The sequence below is a fragment of the Streptomyces sp. GD-15H genome, assembly GCF_045291515.1.
Lineage (GTDB): Bacteria > Actinomycetota > Actinomycetes > Streptomycetales > Streptomycetaceae > Streptomyces.
Map to the genome: position 1 here is coordinate 2,949,613 of NZ_CP149447.1, position 16,945 is coordinate 2,966,557.

14 protein-coding genes are annotated in these 16,945 nt (G+C 71.0%); all 14 read right to left on the reverse strand.

Annotation, left to right across the window (positions count from 1 at the left end):
* Positions 1-305: 305 nt before the first annotated feature.
* The 14 genes from WJ438_RS13550 to WJ438_RS13615 all read right to left on the reverse strand — a co-directional run bounded on the left by WJ438_RS13550 (position 306) and on the right by WJ438_RS13615 (position 16,904).
* Positions 306-983, reverse strand: coding sequence for a protein-tyrosine-phosphatase (locus WJ438_RS13550; protein WP_406725466.1), 678 nt, complete (start codon positions 981-983; stop codon positions 306-308).
* The gene (locus WJ438_RS13555) at positions 980-1,627 is read right to left on the reverse strand and encodes an L-threonylcarbamoyladenylate synthase (protein ID WP_406725467.1); all 648 of its coding nucleotides are present in this window, start codon (positions 1,625-1,627) and stop codon (positions 980-982) included. The genes WJ438_RS13550 and WJ438_RS13555 overlap by 4 nt, the downstream gene beginning before the upstream one ends.
* A gap of 55 nt (positions 1,628-1,682) precedes the next feature.
* Complete coding sequence (prmC, locus tag WJ438_RS13560) at positions 1,683-2,522, reverse strand: peptide chain release factor N(5)-glutamine methyltransferase (protein WP_406725468.1); 840 nt, start codon at positions 2,520-2,522, stop codon at positions 1,683-1,685.
* A 67-nt stretch (positions 2,523-2,589) separates the two neighbouring features.
* Positions 2,590-3,666: a peptide chain release factor 1 gene (prfA, locus tag WJ438_RS13565; protein WP_406725469.1), complete on the reverse strand. Its 1,077-nt coding sequence runs from the start codon at positions 3,664-3,666 to the stop codon at positions 2,590-2,592.
* Between the two features lie 106 nt (positions 3,667-3,772).
* A complete protein-coding gene (rpmE, locus tag WJ438_RS13570) occupies positions 3,773-3,994 on the reverse strand; it encodes a 50S ribosomal protein L31 (RefSeq protein WP_202277427.1) in 222 nt (73 codons plus the stop codon).
* Positions 3,995-4,176: 182 nt separating this feature from the next.
* A complete protein-coding gene (locus tag WJ438_RS13575) occupies positions 4,177-5,283 on the reverse strand; it encodes an LCP family protein (protein WP_406725470.1) in 1,107 nt (368 codons plus the stop codon).
* 232 nt (positions 5,284-5,515) lie between these two features.
* Positions 5,516-7,327 (reverse strand): trypsin-like serine protease, encoded by a 1,812-nt coding sequence (locus WJ438_RS13580; protein ID WP_406729675.1) that lies wholly within the window; start codon positions 7,325-7,327, stop codon positions 5,516-5,518.
* A 174-nt stretch (positions 7,328-7,501) separates the two neighbouring features.
* Positions 7,502-9,568 (reverse strand): transcription termination factor Rho, encoded by a 2,067-nt coding sequence (rho, locus tag WJ438_RS13585; RefSeq protein ID WP_406725471.1) that lies wholly within the window; start codon positions 9,566-9,568, stop codon positions 7,502-7,504.
* A gap of 420 nt (positions 9,569-9,988) precedes the next feature.
* Positions 9,989-10,906: a homoserine kinase gene (thrB, locus tag WJ438_RS13590; protein WP_406725472.1), complete on the reverse strand. Its 918-nt coding sequence runs from the start codon at positions 10,904-10,906 to the stop codon at positions 9,989-9,991.
* A 371-nt stretch (positions 10,907-11,277) separates the two neighbouring features.
* A complete protein-coding gene (gene thrC / locus WJ438_RS13595; protein WP_406725473.1) occupies positions 11,278-12,336 on the reverse strand; it encodes a threonine synthase in 1,059 nt (352 codons plus the stop codon).
* 6 nt (positions 12,337-12,342) lie between these two features.
* Positions 12,343-13,635, reverse strand: coding sequence for a homoserine dehydrogenase (locus WJ438_RS13600; RefSeq protein ID WP_406725474.1), 1,293 nt, complete (start codon positions 13,633-13,635; stop codon positions 12,343-12,345).
* A gap of 158 nt (positions 13,636-13,793) precedes the next feature.
* Entirely contained in the window at positions 13,794-15,185 is a 1,392-nt protein-coding gene (gene lysA, locus WJ438_RS13605) for a diaminopimelate decarboxylase (RefSeq protein ID WP_406725475.1), read from the reverse strand.
* Positions 15,186-15,200: 15 nt separating this feature from the next.
* Positions 15,201-16,304 (reverse strand): ArgS-related anticodon-binding protein NrtL, encoded by a 1,104-nt coding sequence (gene nrtL / locus WJ438_RS13610; RefSeq protein WP_406725476.1) that lies wholly within the window; start codon positions 16,302-16,304, stop codon positions 15,201-15,203.
* Between the two features lie 96 nt (positions 16,305-16,400).
* On the reverse strand, positions 16,401-16,904 hold the full coding sequence (locus WJ438_RS13615; RefSeq protein ID WP_406725477.1) for a response regulator: 504 nt from the start codon (positions 16,902-16,904) through the stop codon (positions 16,401-16,403).
* Positions 16,905-16,945: the final 41 nt, after the last annotated feature.

The window sequence follows — 16,945 nt, forward strand, 5'->3', positions numbered from 1 at the left end:
GGTGGGCTCCCGGACGTCGACGCTGACGTACGACCAATGTAGGCCCGCCTCCCCGGGACCGCCCGACCGCCACACCCTCCCGGGGGCTGCCGGACGCCACCCGGAGGTCGGCGGGCACCCGCTCACGGCCACGGCCACCCTGACAGCCCGTACGGAGCCCGTCCGGCCTGCGCCACACGTGGCGGTGGGAACGGCGCCCGGGACCACGCCGGCCCGGACACCACGGCCGGGGCGGCCACCCGCATGAGGTACTCGGGCACCACGGCACCCCGCGCAGGACGGTCGGGCGGCCCCGAGCGGAGCGGTCAGGCCCGGGTCGGGACGCCGGTGAGGGCTGTGACGACCGGGTCCAGGGCCTGGTGTATCTCGTCGCCGATGGAGCGGAAGAGGGGCAGGGGTGCCCCGTACGGGTCGAAGACCTCGTCCGCCTCAGCGGTCGGGGCCAGCAGCCAGCCGCGCAGCGCGGCGGCGGCGCGGACCAGGGCGCGGGCGCGCATCACCAGGCCCTCGTCCAGCGGAGGCAGCGTCGCCGGGTCGATCGCGTTCACCAGGCGGGTGAACTCCTTCAGGGTGAAGGTGCGCAGGCCCGCCGAGTGGCCCATGGAGATGACCTGGGCACGGTGGTCCCGGGTCGCGGTCAGTACCAGGTCGGCGCGGATGACGTGCTCGTCCAGCAGCTCACGGCCGACGAAGCCGGAGGCGTCCGCGCCGAACTCGGCCAGCACGGTCTCCGCGTGCGTCTCCATCGGCGCGCCCTCGTGCCCCCAGGTGCCCGCGCTCTCCACTATCAGGCCGCAGCCCAGGATGCCCAGCCGCTGGTTCACGAAATGCCGGGTCAGCCGCTCGGTGATGGGCGAGCGGCAGACGTTTCCGGTGCTGACGTGGAGAATGCGGAAGGTGTCGCGCGGAAACCCGAAGGTGGTCGTTTCCTCCGCGCTGCGTTCCCTGTTGCCTATGCCACGCCCTGACTCGGGCGCCGTCAATTCGCCACCTCGAGGTCGGGTACCACTTTGCGCAGCTCCTCCGGAGAGAGGGCGCCTTCGCGCAGCAGTACGGGCACGGGGCGCGTGACGTCGACGATCGACGAGGGGACGATGCCCGGGGTGGGCCCACCGTCCAGGTAGACGGAGACGGAGTCGCCGAGCATGTCCTGCGCCGCGTCGCAGTTCTCCGGAGCGGGGTGCCCGGTCAGGTTGGCCGAGGAGACGGCCATCGGGCCGACCTCGGTGAGCAGTTCGATGGCGACCGGGTGCAGCGGCATCCGCACGGCGACCGTGCCACGGGTGTCCCCGAGGTCCCACTGGAGGGACGGCTGGTGCCGGGCGACCAGCGTCAGCGCGCCCGGCCAGAAGGCGTCGACCAGTTCCCAGGCCTGCTCGGAGAAGTCGGTGACCAGGCCGTGCAGGGTGTTCGGCGAGCCGATGAGCACCGGCGTGGGCATGTTGCGGCCGCGTCCCTTGGCCTCCAGGAGGCCGGCGACGGCCTCTCCGGTGAAAGCGTCCGCGCCGATGCCGTAGACCGTGTCCGTCGGCAGCACCACGAGCTCGCCACGACGGACGGCGGACGCGGCTTCACGCAGACCGGTCGCGCGGTCGGTCGCGTCGTTGGTGTCGTATCGCCGAGCCATCTGGCGAGCCTCCTCGTACACATGCGGCTGGGGGTGGATGAAGTCTGCGGGGGGCTCACGGCACCGCCTTGCGGGCGGTGGCGAACCGGGGCCGGTTGTTCAGGTCGGGGTGGTCGGCGGCGTCGGTCCAGCCGCGGTCCTCGGCGAAGATCCACGGCACCTGGCCGCCCTGGGTGTCGGCGTGCTCGACGACCACCACCCCGCCGGGCCGCAGCAGTCGGTGCGCGGTGCGTTCCAGGCCGCGGATGAGGTCGAGGCCGTCCTCGCCGGAGAACAGCGCCATCTCGGGGTCGTGGTCCCGTGCCTCGGGGGCGACGTACTCCCATTCGGTGAGCGGGATGTACGGCGGGTTGGAGACCACCAGGTCGACCTGGCCGTTGAGGTCCGGGAAGGCCGTCAGGGCGTTGCCCTGGCGCAGTTCGACCCGCGACCCCTCCATGTTCTTGCGGGTCCACACGAGGGCGTCCTCGGACATCTCCACGGCGTACACGCGGGACCGGGGGACCTCCTGGGCCAGCGCGAGCGCGATGGCGCCCGAGCCGGTGCACAGGTCGACGACGCACGGCTCGACGACGTCCATGGCCCGTACCGCGTCTATGGCCCATCCGACGACCGACTCGGTCTCCGGGCGCGGCACGAAGACCCCGGGCCCCACCTGGAGTTCGAGGTAGCGGAAGTAGGCGTACCCGGTGATGTGCTGGAGCGGTTCGCGCGCCTCGCGGCGGGCGACGACCTCCCAGTACCGGGCGTCGAAGTCGGAGTCCTTCACCTGGTGCAGCTCGCCGCGCTTGACGCCGTGCACGAACGCGGCGAGCTCCTCCGCGTCGGTACGCGGCGAGGGCACGCCGGCGTCGGCGAGCCGCTGGGTGGCCTGGGCCACCTCCGTGAGCAGCACGCTGCGGGGGTTTGGGGGGCGCCCCCCAAAATGTTGCTGCACGCTGGTCCTCCGGTGTCTACGAGAGTTACGCTGCGGCGAGCTTGGCGGCCGAGTCCGCGTCGACACAGGCCTGGATCACCGCGTCCAGGTCGCCGTCCAGGACCTGGTCCAGGTTGTACGCCTTGAACCCGACGCGGTGGTCCGAGATGCGGTTCTCCGGGTAGTTGTAGGTACGGATCTTCTCGGACCGGTCGACGGTACGGACCTGGCTGCGTCGGGCGTCGGCGGCCTCCCGCTCCGCCTCCTCCTGTGCCATCGCGAGCAGCCTGGAGCGCAGGATACGCAGTGCCTGCTCCTTGTTCTGCAACTGACTCTTCTCGTTCTGGCAGGAGGCGACGACTCCGGTCGGGACGTGCGTGATGCGCACGGCGGAGTCGGTGGTGTTGACGGACTGCCCGCCGGGGCCCGAGGACCGGTAGACGTCGATCCGCAGATCGTTCGGGTTGATCTCGACGTCGATCTCCTCCGCCTCGGGCGTCACCAGGACGCCCGCCGCGGAGGTGTGGATACGGCCCTGCGACTCGGTGGCCGGCACCCGCTGCACGCGGTGCACGCCGCCCTCGTACTTCAGCCGGGCCCACACGCCCTGTCCGGGCTCGGTGGCGCCCTGGCCGCCCTTGGTCTTCACGGCGACCTGGACGTCCTTGTAGCCGCCCAGCTCCGACTCGGTGGCGTCGATGATCTCGGTCTTCCAGCCGACCCGCTCGGCGTAGCGCAGGTACATGCGCAGCAGGTCACCCGCGAACAGGGCGGACTCGTCGCCGCCCGCGCCCGCCTTGACCTCGAGGATGACGTCCTTGTCGTCGCTGGGGTCACGCGGGACCAGCAGGAGCCGCAGCTTCTCGGTCAGCCCCTGCTGCTGCTGCTCCAGGTCCTTGACCTCGGCGGCGAAGTCCGGGTCGTCGGCGGCCAGTTCACGCGCGGTCCCGATGTCGTCGCCCGTCTGCTTCCAGGAGCGGTACGTGGCGACGATCGGGGTGAGCTCGGCGTACCGCTTGTTCAGCCTGCGCGCGTTGGCCTGGTCGGCGTGGACCGACGGGTCGGCGAGCTTCGTCTCCAGGTCGGCGTGTTCGGTGACGAGTTCCTCGACGGCCTCGAACATCTTGGGCTCCTGCTACTGCGTGGGAAGGGGAAGGCGGGCGACCAAACGCCGGCCCGGCCGGCGCCCCCGGAGGAGGCGCCGCCGCGGACCGGCGATAGGGGGCTCGCTACTTCTTGGAGCCGGAGGCCTTGCCGAAGCGGGCCTCGAAGCGGGCCACACGGCCACCGGTGTCGAGGATCTTCTGCTTGCCCGTGTAGAACGGGTGGCACTCGGAGCAGACCTCGGCCCGGACGGTGCCGGACTCGATGGTGCTGCGGGTGGTGAACGACGCGCCGCAGGTGCAGCTGACCTGCGTCTCGACGTACGCGGGGTGGATGTCGCGCTTCAAGGTGTCTCCTAGATCAGGGAGGGCGCCGGGTCGCCACCACGGGATGCGGGAGCGTGAACCGGAGCCGACGTACCAGTCTGCCAGGACTGGGGCCATCCCCCAAAACCGGGGGCCGCCGTCGTTTGTTCCCGGGGCGGGGTCGGCTCGCGGCGCCGGGTGCCCGAGGGGCGCTCGAGGCGCGCTCAAGAGGCGCTGACGACGCCCTTGGCCCCACCCGTGGCCGTGCCCGTCGTCGCCGCGCGCGGGATCGGCTCGTCGTTCTTCAGGGCGTCCCAGACCAGTCGCGCCTTCTCCTTCTGCGGCAGGACGCGGTTGGGGTCGGCGGGGTCGTAGCGCACCGGCATGGTCACCATGTGCATGCTGTCGGGGCTGATGCCCTTCAAGCCGTCGGCGAAGGACACCAGGGAGTTCACCGAACCCAGGTCGGAGTCGGTGGTGACGGCCCTGGTGGCCGTGTCGGCGATGTCGTAGAGCTTCTTGGGATGGGTGAAGAGGCCGACCTCCTTCACCTGCCGGACCAGGGCCCTGACGAGGGTTTGCTGGAGCTGGATGCGGCCCAGGTCGGAGCCGTCGCCGACGCCGTGCCGGGTACGCACCAGGCCGAGGGCCTGTTCGCCGTCGAGCCGGTGGGTGCCGGCCGTCAGCTTGAGGTGGCTGTCGGGGTCGTCGATGTCCTCGGTGGTGGTGACCTCGACGCCGCCCAGTTCGTCGACGAGCTTCTGGAAGCCGGTGAAGTCGACCTCCAGGTAGTGGTCCATGCGCAGGTCGGTCATCGACTCGACGGTCTTCACTGCGCAGGCGGCCCCGCCCGTGGCGTACGCGGAGTTGAACATCACACCGTTCGCGGCGGAGTGGGTGCCGCCCTCGGCGTCGGTGCACTCGGGCCGGTCGACGACGGTGTCACGCGGGACGGACACCACGGACGCCTTCTTGTGCCCCTCGTGGACGTGCACGATCATCGCGGCGTCGGAGCGGGCGCTGCCGTCGTCGGCACCGCCGCCGAGCCTCTGGTTACCCCCGGAGCGGGTGTCGGAACCGAGGACGAGGAAGTTCTCGGAGCCGTTGCCGGCCTTCTCGGGCCGGTCGGTGCCGAGAAGACGGTCGATGCCGATGCTCGTGAGGTTGCCGTTGAGCCTGACGTACACGTATCCGGCGCCGGCGCCGCCCAGGACGAGGACGGCCGCGGCGGTCCACGCCACGGCCTTCAGACCGCTGTGCCGCTTGTCGTGCGGCGTGCGGCGCCTCCTCCAAGCCCGTGGACCGGACCCGGGTGTGCTCTCCGCAGGCATGCGCTCTCCAGCTCCTGCCCGGTCGGTCACCCCTGCGTCCGGTGCCGGACCTGGCCGGGTGACGACCCGTACAGCAACCATCGTCCCGCCGTACCCGTCGTCCCGCCGTCCGAGCGGAGGGGGAGTCCGGCGCGGCCGCACGGCGCCCTGGGCCCGGCCGTTGCACGGCCGGGCCCAGGGCGTTCCGTTCAAGAGCGGTGAGCATGGCGCTCACCTGTGGTGTCCCGCGATGTCAGCCGAAGATGTCGTACTGCTTGAAATCGGTACCGACGGAGATCCTGGTGGTGAAGATCCCACTCGTGGCCTTCCCGGTGCCCTTGTACAGGTACAGGGTGCCGCCGGGGGTGCGGGCCAGGAAGTCGGCCTTGCCGTCACCGCTGATGTCGCCCACGGCGTCGAAGGCGTTGTACGTCTTGTTGCTCCAGGTGCGGACCTTGACCCGGCCGGAGAAGGCGCCGGTGCCGGCCTTGCCGGTGCCCCTGTACAGGTACACCGCACCGGTGCTCTTGTGGCGGGCGATCAGGTCGGTCTTCCCGTCCCCGTTGAAGTCGCCGTGGCCGCGCACGGAGTTGTACTGGTTCCAGCCGGAGCCGACCTTCACACGTGCGGAGAAGGTGCCGTTGCCCTTGCCCGGGTAGATCCACAGCACACCGGCGGAGTCCACGGACAGCAGGTCGGGCAGGTAGTCGCCGGTGACGTCACCGGGGGTGACGATGCGGGTACGGGACTTCCAGTTGTCGAAGACGCGCTTGGTCGACCAGGTGCCGCTGGAGATCACGTACCGGGTCCAGAAGACGGCGCCGTCGCTGCTGCGCCGGTACACCAGGTCCTGGTACCCGTCCCGGTTGAGGTCGGTCTGCAGAACGACGTTGGTGCCCTTCCAGCTGCCCCAGGACTCGCGGGCGGCGAAGGAGGAGCCCTTGGAGTTCTTGGAGTAGCCGGTCGTCGTCGAGGACTTGCGCACCCACAGGTCGGCGCGGTGGTCGCCGCTGATGTTGGTGTCGTCGACGCGTGCGTAGGCGGCCCCGACGTAGGTGCTCACCTTGGCGAAGACGCTGTAGGCGCCCTTCTCGACGCAGTCCCTCACACCCCAGGAGACGACGCCGACGATCCGGTTGTTCACGACCAGCGGGCCGCCGGAGTCGCCGTTGCAGGCGGAGGTGGTGCCGCTGTCGGTGCCGGCGGCGGGCTTGCCGGCGCAGACCATGTGGCCCTTGACGAAGTCGGCGCCGTAGGTGCGGGCGCACGTGGCGTCGGACTGGATGGGCAGCGTGGCCGCCTTCAGCGTCTCGGAGACGGCCTGGCTGGTGGAGCTGGTGCGGCCCCAGCCGTAGACCTTGGCGCTCTTTCCTGCGGCGTAGGAGGCGGTGTCGCCGGAGGTGGTCATGCGGATCGGGGTGGCCTTGACGGGGCCGGGCAGGGTGAGCACCGCGATGTCGTTGTCGATGGTCGTCGCGTTGTACGACGGATGGTTCCACTGCCGCCAGACACCGGAGACGGTGCCGCCGTTCAGGTTGGCTCCGCCGTCGGAGGGGAGCTGCGCGGTCCCCGTGACGACGGCGCCGTTGGCGTGCCAGTTGTATCCCTTGACGCAGTGCGCGGCGGTGAGGATCTTCGTCGGGGCCACGACGGCACCACCGCAGAAGAAGCCGATGTCGTCGCTCGTACGGCTGGTGCCCCGGTCGTCGTAGTAGTGGAGCTGTGCCATCCAGGGCGCGGAGGTGAGGGTGGTCGTGCTGCCACCGATGATCTTCGCGTCGATGACGGAGCCGGTGCTGCCGGTGTCGGTGGTGGTGCTCTTGCTCAGCGACGACTGGTGCGGCAGGCCGGCGGTGTCGTCACCGGCGAGCGCGCCGGCGACGCGCTTCTTCAGCTCGGCCGGTGACGGCGAGCTGAACGCCGGGGCGGCGGTCGGCTGCGGCAGCGCGGTGGCGGCGCCGGCGGCGGAGGTCAGCAGTGCGGCGGTGACGGCCGCGGCGACGCCGGCGGCGGCGACGGGCAGCGCGATTCTCAGCCGGCGTCTGTGCCGACCGCCCCCGGACATGGCAGTACCCACGCAAGTCCCCCCTCGGGATCGGAAGTTCGGGCCTGATGTGAAGATCGGCCCGGAACAGCGTGATCGTACACCTGTCCGAGTACACACAAGGGCCGCTCCCCCGGAGGGGAGCGGCCCTTGTGACAGGTGGAGCAGGTGGAGCCGAGGTGCGTGGGACGGACGTCAGTCGCCGTTGCCCGGCATCGGCGTCGTCTTCTGGATCTGCAGCAGGAACTCGGCGTTCGACTTCGTCTGCTTCATCTTGTCGAGGAGCAGTTCGATCGCCTGCTGCGAGTCGAGCGCGTGCAGCACCCGGCGGAGCTTCCAGGTGATGGCCAGCTCGTCGCTGCCGAGCAGGATCTCCTCCTTGCGGGTGCCGGACGCGTCGACGTCCACCGCGGGGAAGATGCGCTTGTCGGCGAGCTTCCGGTCGAGCTTGAGCTCCATGTTGCCGGTGCCCTTGAACTCCTCGAAGATCACCTCGTCCATGCGGGACCCGGTGTCCACCAGGGCGGTGGCGAGGATGGTCAGCGAGCCGCCGTCCTCGATGTTGCGGGCCGCGCCGAAGAAGCGCTTCGGCGGGTAGAGCGCCGTCGAGTCGACACCACCGGACAGGATGCGGCCGGAGGCCGGGGCGGCGAGGTTGTACGCACGGCCCAGACGGGTGATCGAGTCGAGCAGCACGACGACGTCGTGACCCAGCTCCACCAGGCGCTTGGCGCGCTCGATGGCGAGCTCGGCGACCGTGGTGTGGTCCTCGGCCGGGCGGTCGAAGGTCGAGGAGATGACCTCGCCCTTCACCGACCGCTGCATGTCGGTGACCTCTTCCGGACGCTCGTCGACGAGGACGACCATCAGGTGGCACTCGGGGTTGTTGTGCGTGATCGCGTTGGCGACCGCCTGCATGATCATGGTCTTGCCGGTCTTCGGCGGGGCCACGATCAGACCGCGCTGTCCCTTGCCGATCGGCGACACGAGGTCGATGATCCGCGTGGTGAGGACACCGGGGTCGGTCTCCAGGCGGAGGCGGTCCTGCGGGTACAGCGGCGTGAGCTTGTTGAACTCCGGGCGGCCCCGGCCGTGTTCGGGCGCCATGCCGTTGACGGAGTCCAGGCGGACCAGCGCGTTGAACTTCTCGCGGCGCTCGCCCTCCTTGGGCTGGCGCACCGCACCGGTGAGGTGGTCGCCCTTGCGCAGGCCGTTCTTGCGGACCTGGGCGAGGGAGACGTACACGTCGTTCGGGCCGGGCAGGTAGCCGGAGGTCCGGATGAACGCGTAGTTGTCGAGGATGTCGAGGATGCCCGCGACCGGGATCAGGACGTCGTCCTCGGCGATCTGCGGCTCCTGCACGTCGTCGCGCCCGCGTCGGCCGCGACGGTCGCGGTAGCGGCCGCGCCGGCCGCGACGGCCGCCGTCGTCGTCGTAACCGTCGTCCTGGCGGCTGCCGGCCTGCTGCTGGTTCTGCTGACGGCCCTGGCCGCCCTGACTGCTCTGGCCGCCCTGGGTCTGCTGCTGGTCGTCGCCCCTGTGGCGACGGTCGCCGCTCCGGTCTCCGCGGTCGCTCCGGTCGCTCCGGTCGTTGCGGTCGCGGCTGCGCTCGCGGCGGTCACGGCGGCGGCCGTCGTTGCCGTCGTGGTCGGACCTGGCGTCGCCGTGCGACTGCGACTGCTGCTGCGACTGGGCCGGGGCCTCGGTCTTCGGCTCGGTCCTCGTCTCGACGGCGGTCTTCTCCGGCGCGGTGGCCGGAGCACCCGCCTCGGCGGTGACGCGACGGCGGCGCTCGGCGGGGGCGGCCTCGGCAGCGGAGGCCTGCTCGGCCGGGGCGGAGACCTTCGGGGACGTCTGGCCGGGGATGTCGATCTGCTGCTGGGCCGCGGCGTCTTCGGCGGGGGCCTCGGCGGCGGCCGGCTTCTTCTCGGCAGTGTCACCCGTACGGGTCCGGGAGGTGGCGCGGCGCTTGGGCTTGGTCTCCGCCGTCTCGGCCGGGGCCTCGCTCTTCGGCGCGGCGGCGCCTGCTCCCGCCTGCGCCTCCTTGATGACCTCGATCAGCTGGCTCTTGCGCATACGCGCGGTGCCCCTGATACCGAGGCCGGATGCGACCTGCTGAAGCTCGGCCAGCACCATGCCTTCGAGGCCGGTACCGCGGCGCCGCCGGGAGCCGGCACCGCTGGCAGGCGCGGAGGCGTCCGTGGCGGGCGCGGCAGCGGTCTCCTCGACACGTGCGCCCATCAGATCGGTGGTGTCGCTCACGAAGGGTCCTTCCCTGGAGCGGACGTCGGCCTGTCTGGCTCGGCGACCGGTTGTGCTGTCCGGCTTCGGTCCTTGGTGTGCGAACCGTGCCGGGGCGGTTGTCCGCCTGAGCGGCGGAAGAAATTTCTGGTGACGGTGCTTTCCCGAGCCGTGACATCCAGTGTCACGTGGCGCGGTCGCACCGATTCCGGAGCTCCCCCGAAGGGGGTACCCCCACCGGTGGGCCGTTCAGTGTCCGCGTACGACGCACTGCCTTCGTACGTAGCAGAGAACACGGTGTGGCTTGGGGAGCTCCCGGAAGAATGTCTGTCCCGAGCGGGGACACGAGGCACCTCGCCATGGTGGGGCCGGGTGCAGACTTGAGGTTAACACTACCGGATCCAACAAACATTCCCCCTCTCCTCATCCGGCAACCGTGTGTCAAGCGGCGAGCGGAAGCACGCTCGCTCCCCGCAGATCGAGACGGAGCCGGTTGGCGGCCCAGTCGTTGCCGGCCAGTGCTTCGACCTTGTCGGCGGTGTCGGCGTCGGCCAGCGCCATGACGGTGGGTCCGGCGCCGGAGATCACCGCGGGGACGCCGTCCGCGCGCAGCCGCTCCACCAGCGCCGCGCTCTCGGGCATGGCGGGGGCCCGGTAGTCCTGGTGCAGGCGGTCCTCGGTGGCGGGCAGCAGCAGTTCGGGACGCCTGGTCAGGGCCTCGACGAGTAGGGCGGCACGGCCCGCGTTGGCGGCGGCGTCGACGTGCGGCACGGTGCGCGGCAGCAGGCCGCGGGCGGTCTCGGTGAGGACGGGTTTGCCGGGCACGAAGACCACCGGGACGATGGATTCGGCGGGCTCCATCCTGATCGCGCGGGCCACACCGCCCTCCGTCCAGGAGAGGCTGAAGCCGCCCAGCAGACAGGCCGCGACGTTGTCGGGGTGGCCCTCGATCTCGGTGGCGAGCTCGAGCAGCGCGGCGTCGTCGAGCTTGGCCTCGGCGCCTATGGTCACGGCGCGGGCGGCGACGATGCCGGCGCAGATGGCGGCCGAGGAGGAGCCCAGGCCCCTGCCGTGCGGAATGCGGTTGGCGCAGACGATCTCCAGGCCGCGCGGCTGTCCGCCCAGCAGATCGAAGGCGGTGCGCAGGGAGCGTACGAGCAGATGCCTCTCGTCGCGCGGGAGGGTCTCGCTGCCCTCACCGGCGATGTCGATGTGCAGCCCGGCCTCGGCCACCCGGACGACCACGTCGTCGTACAAGCCCAGCGCGAGGCCCAGGGCGTCGAAGCCCGGACCGAGGTTGGCGCTGGTGGCGGGGACACGCACCCGGACGGCGGCGGCGCGGAACGCGGGACCGGCCATCGCTCGATGACTCTCCTTGAGCTGGTGACTGTCGAATGACATTCGATGACGTACGAAACCCCTGGGGTCGCCGCCGACCAGGAGGCCGGCCGCTTCCCGCGCCTCTCGGGGTCGCTTCCGGACCACGGAGACGACGCGGTACCGCGGCATATGCGGCGGGTGGGTTGAGTACAGCCTATCGAAGGAAGTTTCTGTGTCGACATAGGGCGCACGGGAGGCGCACGATGCGTGCCCCAAGCCCCCTGTGCACCCCCTGTGGGAACTTCCCCGGGCAAGCGCCCTCCATACACCCTCTCTGCCGTCCGATGCAGCGGCTGCGGGGCGTGGAGGGCGCCAGAGGGCCCGGGGGGCGCGTGGGCTCTTCGGAGCCGTCAGACCAGCCCGAGCCGTTCGGCGGCCGTCGCGGCGTCCACCGGGACGGTGACCGGCTGCGGAGCACCGGCGACGGCCCAGTCCGGGTCCTTGAGACCGTTGCCGGTGACGGTGCACACGATCTTCTGCCCCGGGTCGACCTTGCCCTGCTCGGCGGCCTTCAGCAGACCGGCGACCGACGCGGCGGACGCGGGCTCGACGAAGACGCCCTCCTGCGAGGCCAACAGCCGGTAGGCACGCAGGATCTCACGGTCCGTCACCTCGTCGATGAAGCCCCCGGACTCGTCCCGCGCGGCAAGCGCGTACTGCCACGAGGCCGGGTTGCCGATCCGGATGGCGGTGGCGATCGTCGCCGGGTCCTTGACGACCTCGCCGCGCACGATCGGGGCGCTGCCGGAGGCCTGGAAGCCCCACATGCGCGGGGTCCGGGTGGCGACGCCGTCGGCGGCGTACTCCCGGTAGCCCTTCCAATAGGCGGTGATGTTGCCCGCGTTGCCCACCGGGAGGACGTGGATGTCGGGAGCGTCGCCGAGCATGTCCACGATCTCGAACGCGGCCGTCTTCTGCCCCTCGATACGCACCGGGTTGACCGAATTGACCAGCGCCACGGGGTAGTTGTCGCTGAGCGCGCGGGCGAGGGTGAGGCAGTCGTCGAAGTTGCCGTCGACCTGGAGGATCTTCGCCCCGTGCACCAGGGCCTGGCCCATCTTGCCGAGCGCGATCTTGCCCTGCGGCACGAGCACCGCGGAGACCATCCCGGCGCGCACGCCGTAGGCGGCGGCGGAGGCGGAGGTGTTGCCGGTGGAGGCGCAGATGACGGCCTGCGCGCCCTCCTCCTTGGCCTTGGAGATGGCCATGGTCATCCCCCGGTCCTTGAAGGACCCGGTCGGGTTGGCGCCCTCGACCTTGAGGTGGACCTCGCAGCCCGTGCGCTCGGAGAGCACCTGCGCGGGCACGAGCGGCGTACCGCCCTCACGGAGCGTCACAACCGGCGTGGTGTCGGCGACCGGCAGCCGGTCCCGGTACTCCTCGATGATTCCGCGCCACTGGTGGGTCATTGCTGGTTACTCTCCTTCAACCCGCATGATGCTGGCGACACCACGCACGGTGTCGAGCTTGCGCAACGCCTCGACGGTGCCGCCGAGGGCCGCGTCGGACGCACGGTGGGTGACGACGACGAGGGAGGCCTCCCCGTCCTTGCCCTGCTGGCGAACTGTGTCGATCGAGACACCGTGCTCCGCGAACACGGTCGCGACCTGAGCGAGAACGCCCGGTTTGTTGGCCACGTCGAGGCTGATGTGGTAGCGCGTGACGACGTCGCCCATCGGCGAGACGGGCAGCGCCGCGTAGGCGGACTCGCCCGGTCCGGTGGCCCCGCCCAGCCGGTTGCGGCAGACGGCGACGAGGTCGCCGAGCACGGCGGAGGCGGTGGGCGCCCCGCCGGCGCCGGGCCCGTAGAACATCAGCTGCCCGGCGGCCTCCGACTCCACGAACACGGCGTTGTAGGCGCCGCGCACCGAAGCCAGCGGGTGGGTGAGCGGGATCATGGCCGGATGCACGCGCGCGGTGACGGAGGCGCCGTCCCCGGCCCGCTCGCAGATGGCGAGCAGCTTGATGGTGCAGCCCATCTCCTTCGCCGAGGCGATGTCGGCGGCGGTGACCTCGGTCATGCCCTCGCGGTGCACGTCGTCGAGCCGCACGCGTGTGTGGAACGCGATTCCGGCGAGGATGGCGGCCTTGGCGGCGGCGTCGAAGCCCTCGACGTTGGCGGTGGGGTCGGCTTCCGCGTACCCGAGGGCGGTGGCCTCGTCGAGCGCCTCCTGATAGCCGGCGCCGGTGGTGTCCATGGCGTCGAGGATGAAGTTCGTCGTCCCGTTGACGATACCGAGCACCCGGTTGACCTTGTCACCGGCGAGCGACTCGCGCAGCGGCCGGATCAGCGGGATGGCACCGGCGACGGCGGCCTCGTAGTAGAGGTCCTTGCCGTGCTCCTCGGCGGCGGCGTGCAGCGCGGCCCCGTCCTGGGCGAGCAGCGCCTTGTTCGCGGAGACCACGGACGCGCCGTGCGCGAAGGCGGTGGTGATCAGCGTCCGCGCGGGCTCGATCCCGCCGATGACCTCGACGACGACATCGAGGTCGCCGCGTTTGACGAGGGCGGTGGCGTCGGTGGTGACGAGCCCTGCCGGGATGCCCTCGCGCACCCGGTCGGGGCGCCGCACGGCGACCCCGGCGAGCTCCACCGGGGCGCCGATGCGGGCGGCGAGGTCGTCGGCCTGCGTCGTCATGATGCGCGCCACTTCTGAGCCGACCACTCCACAGCCCAGCAGCGCCACCTTCAGCGGACGCGTACGCATCATCCGACCTCGTTTCCTGATTACCGTCTCGATTGCACCAGTCTCACTCACCGGACGAAAGTTTCTGCCCTATGTCCGGATCGTGAGACATTAATTTCATTGCGAAGTCCGCGAGAACCGAAGATCCTCCGCCTCCCTCTCTCGCGTCTCCTTCTCCTACCTCACCCGACGTCGAGGCGGAGGAGGTCGTCCTCGGTCTCGCGCCGGACGATCACCCGCGCCTCGCCGTCCGCGACGGCGACGACGGGCGGGCGGAGAACGTGGTTGTAGTTGCTGGCCATCGACCGGCAGTACGCCCCGGTGGCCGGTACGGCGATCAGGTCGCCCGGCGCCAGATCCCCCGGCAGGAAGGCGTCGCGCACCACGATGTCCCCGCTCTCGCAGTGCTTGCCGACGACCCGGCTGAGCATCGGCTCGGCCTCGGAGCGGCGGGAGACGAGGGCGACGCTGTAGTCGGCGTCGTACAGCGCGGTGCGGATGTTGTCCGACATCCCGCCGTCGACGGAGACGTAGGTGCGCAGGCCGTCGAGCGGCTTGATGGTGCCGACCTCGTACACCGTGAAGGCGGTCGGCCCGACGATGGCACGCCCGGGTTCCACGGAGAGGCGCGGGGTGCTGAGGCGGGCGGCCTCGCACTCCCGGGCGACGATCTCGGTCAGCGCCTTGGCGATCTCGTGCGGCTCGCGGGGGTCGTCGTCGCTGGTGTAGGCGATGCCGAGGCCGCCCCCGAGATCGATCTCGGGCAGTTCGACCCCGTGCTCGTCGCGGATGTCCTTGAGCAGCCCGACCACCCGGTGGGCGGCGACCTCGAACCCGGACATGTCGAAGATCTGCGACCCGATGTGGCTGTGAATGCCGATGACCTCCAGCCCGTCCAGCTGGAGCGCCCGCCGCACGGCCTCGGCGGCCTGCCCCCCGGCGAGCGGAATCCCGAACTTCTGGTCCTCGTGGGCGGTGGCGATGAACTCGTGCGTGTGTGCCTCGACGCCGACGGTGACCCGGATCTGCACCCGCTGCCGGGTGCCGAGCGACTGCGCGATGTGCGCGACCCGGACGATCTCCTGGAAGGAGTCGAGCACGATCCGCCCGACACCGGCCCCGACGGCCCGGCGGATCTCCGCCACGGACTTGTTGTTGCCGTGGAAGGCGATCCGGTCGGCGGGCATACCGGCGGACAGGGCGGTGGCCAGTTCCCCGCCGGAGCAGACGTCGAGGTTCAGCCCCTCCTCGTCGAGCCACCGCACGACGGCCCGGGAGAGGAACGCCTTACCGGCGTAGAACACGTCGGCGTCGTTCCCGAAGGCGCTGCGCCAGGCCCGCGCGCGGGCGCGGAAGTCTGTCTCGTCGAGGACGTAGGCGGGGGTGCCGAACTCCTCGGCGAGCCGTGTCACGGGAATCCCGCCGACGGTGAGCGCACCGTCCTCGTCACGGCTGACGGTCTGCGCCCACACCTTCGGGTCGAGTGCGTTGAGATCGGCGGGCGGTGCGGAATAGTGCCCCTCGGGGAGGACGTCGGCGTGACGGGGTCCGGCGGGGTGTGCGGAACGGCTCATTCTTCGCGTGCTCTTTCACAGATGGTCGGGTGCGTCGATGCCGAGCAGGGACAGGCCGCCTGCCAGCACCGTCCCGGCGGCTTCGGCGAGCGCGAGCCGGGCACGGTGGGCGGCCGAGGGTTTCTCCTCCCCGAGGGGCAGCACGGTGGGAAGCAGGGGTTGCGTGGCATCGGCGACGGTGACGAGATGCCGGGCGAGCCGGTCGGGGGCGCGGTGCCGTGCGGCAGCGGCCAGGACGCGGGGGTGGTCGGCGAGGGCGGCGAGCAGGGGCTGGGTTCCGCTCACGCTGACGGGGCCGGGCTCGGGAGCGAACCCGAGGTCGGCGGCGTTGCGCAGGAGGGCACGGGTGCGGGCGTGGGCGTAGCGCACCCGGAAGAGGGGGTTGCTCTCCCGCTGGACCAGGTGCCCTCCGGTGATCCGGGGCCGGTCGTGCGACGCGGGCCGGAGCAACGCCCACCGCGCGGCGTCCCGGCCGAGGGGCAGCGGGTCGTCGGCAGCGGGCACGGGCCGGACGTCGACACGCGGGGCGTCGCACTGGCCGCCGTTCTCGGTGTTGCCGGGGTTGTCGGTGTTCTCGGCGTTGTCGACAACGACCCCGAGAACGGCCAGAGCAGCGCCCCACTCGGGCGCGGAGGCCGGTACCTCGCAACTGGTCCGCACCACCACACCCTGGGACCGCAGGATGCGCGCGAGGGCGTCGACCTGGACAAGGGCACGTACCTCAGCCGCACCATGCAGCAGCACACGCTCCCCGCTTCCCTCGTGCAGATGCCCGTAAGGGATGTCACCGGTGCCAACTGCCCTCAGGATTTCCTCCACGAGGGCGACGGGAGCGGCCCCCCGCAAACTGATGTTGAGGAACCCGGGCCCGGTGACGACGACGTCGCTGATGCCGCCGGCGCGAAGGAGCCGAGCCCGCAGAACCTCGGCGACATGCCGGGGCGTACGACCGGCCGGGCCGGCCAGCTGAAGCGCGACGTTGGTGGCGTACTCCCCGCACCCCCCGGGCCCCGGCGGCGCGACGGCGACCCGCTCGGGGACGGCCACTCGCAGTTCTCCTTCGTCGACAGCACGACGCACCGCGCGCAGCACGGTGCGGGAGAGCTCGACGGGGGTCACGGGACAAGCGTATGGGAGGAGGGGGGTGGGTGGGCGAGCCGGTTTCCCCGGGATTCCGCCATGTGGACGCCCCACCGGAGAGACCTCCCGTCCCCGCTATCCCCCGGTGTGCCCGGCAGCCCGCTCGGTGCCCCCGGCACCACGGCCGCCGTTCCTGCCCCCCTCATTCCCGCACCGCCGCCGCTCGATCAACCGCCGGACGACCCGCACGAGTTCACTGGGTTCGAAGGGCTTGGCGAGGAAGGCATCGACCCCGACATCGAGCCCGCTCTCCACCTCGTACCGGGTGCAGGCGCTGATGATGGCGAGCGGAAGGTCACGGGTACGGGAATCGGAACGCAACCGGGCCGCCGTCCTGAGTCCGTCCAGCCGCGGCATGGCGACATCGAGGGTGACGAGGTCGGGCCGCACCTGATGGACGACTTCCAGACACTCGGCACCATCCACCGCGGTCACGACCTCGATGCCCTCAAGCTCGAGATTGACCCTGATCAACTGCCGGATGACCTTGTTGTCGTCCACAACAAGAACCCGGCGCGACGCCCCTGGCACCACTCGAGAATAGGTCGAGACCGGCCACCGCGTCCGCGTTTTCCCCACTTCCACTCCTGACGGGTGGCACCCCGAACACACAGGGTGAC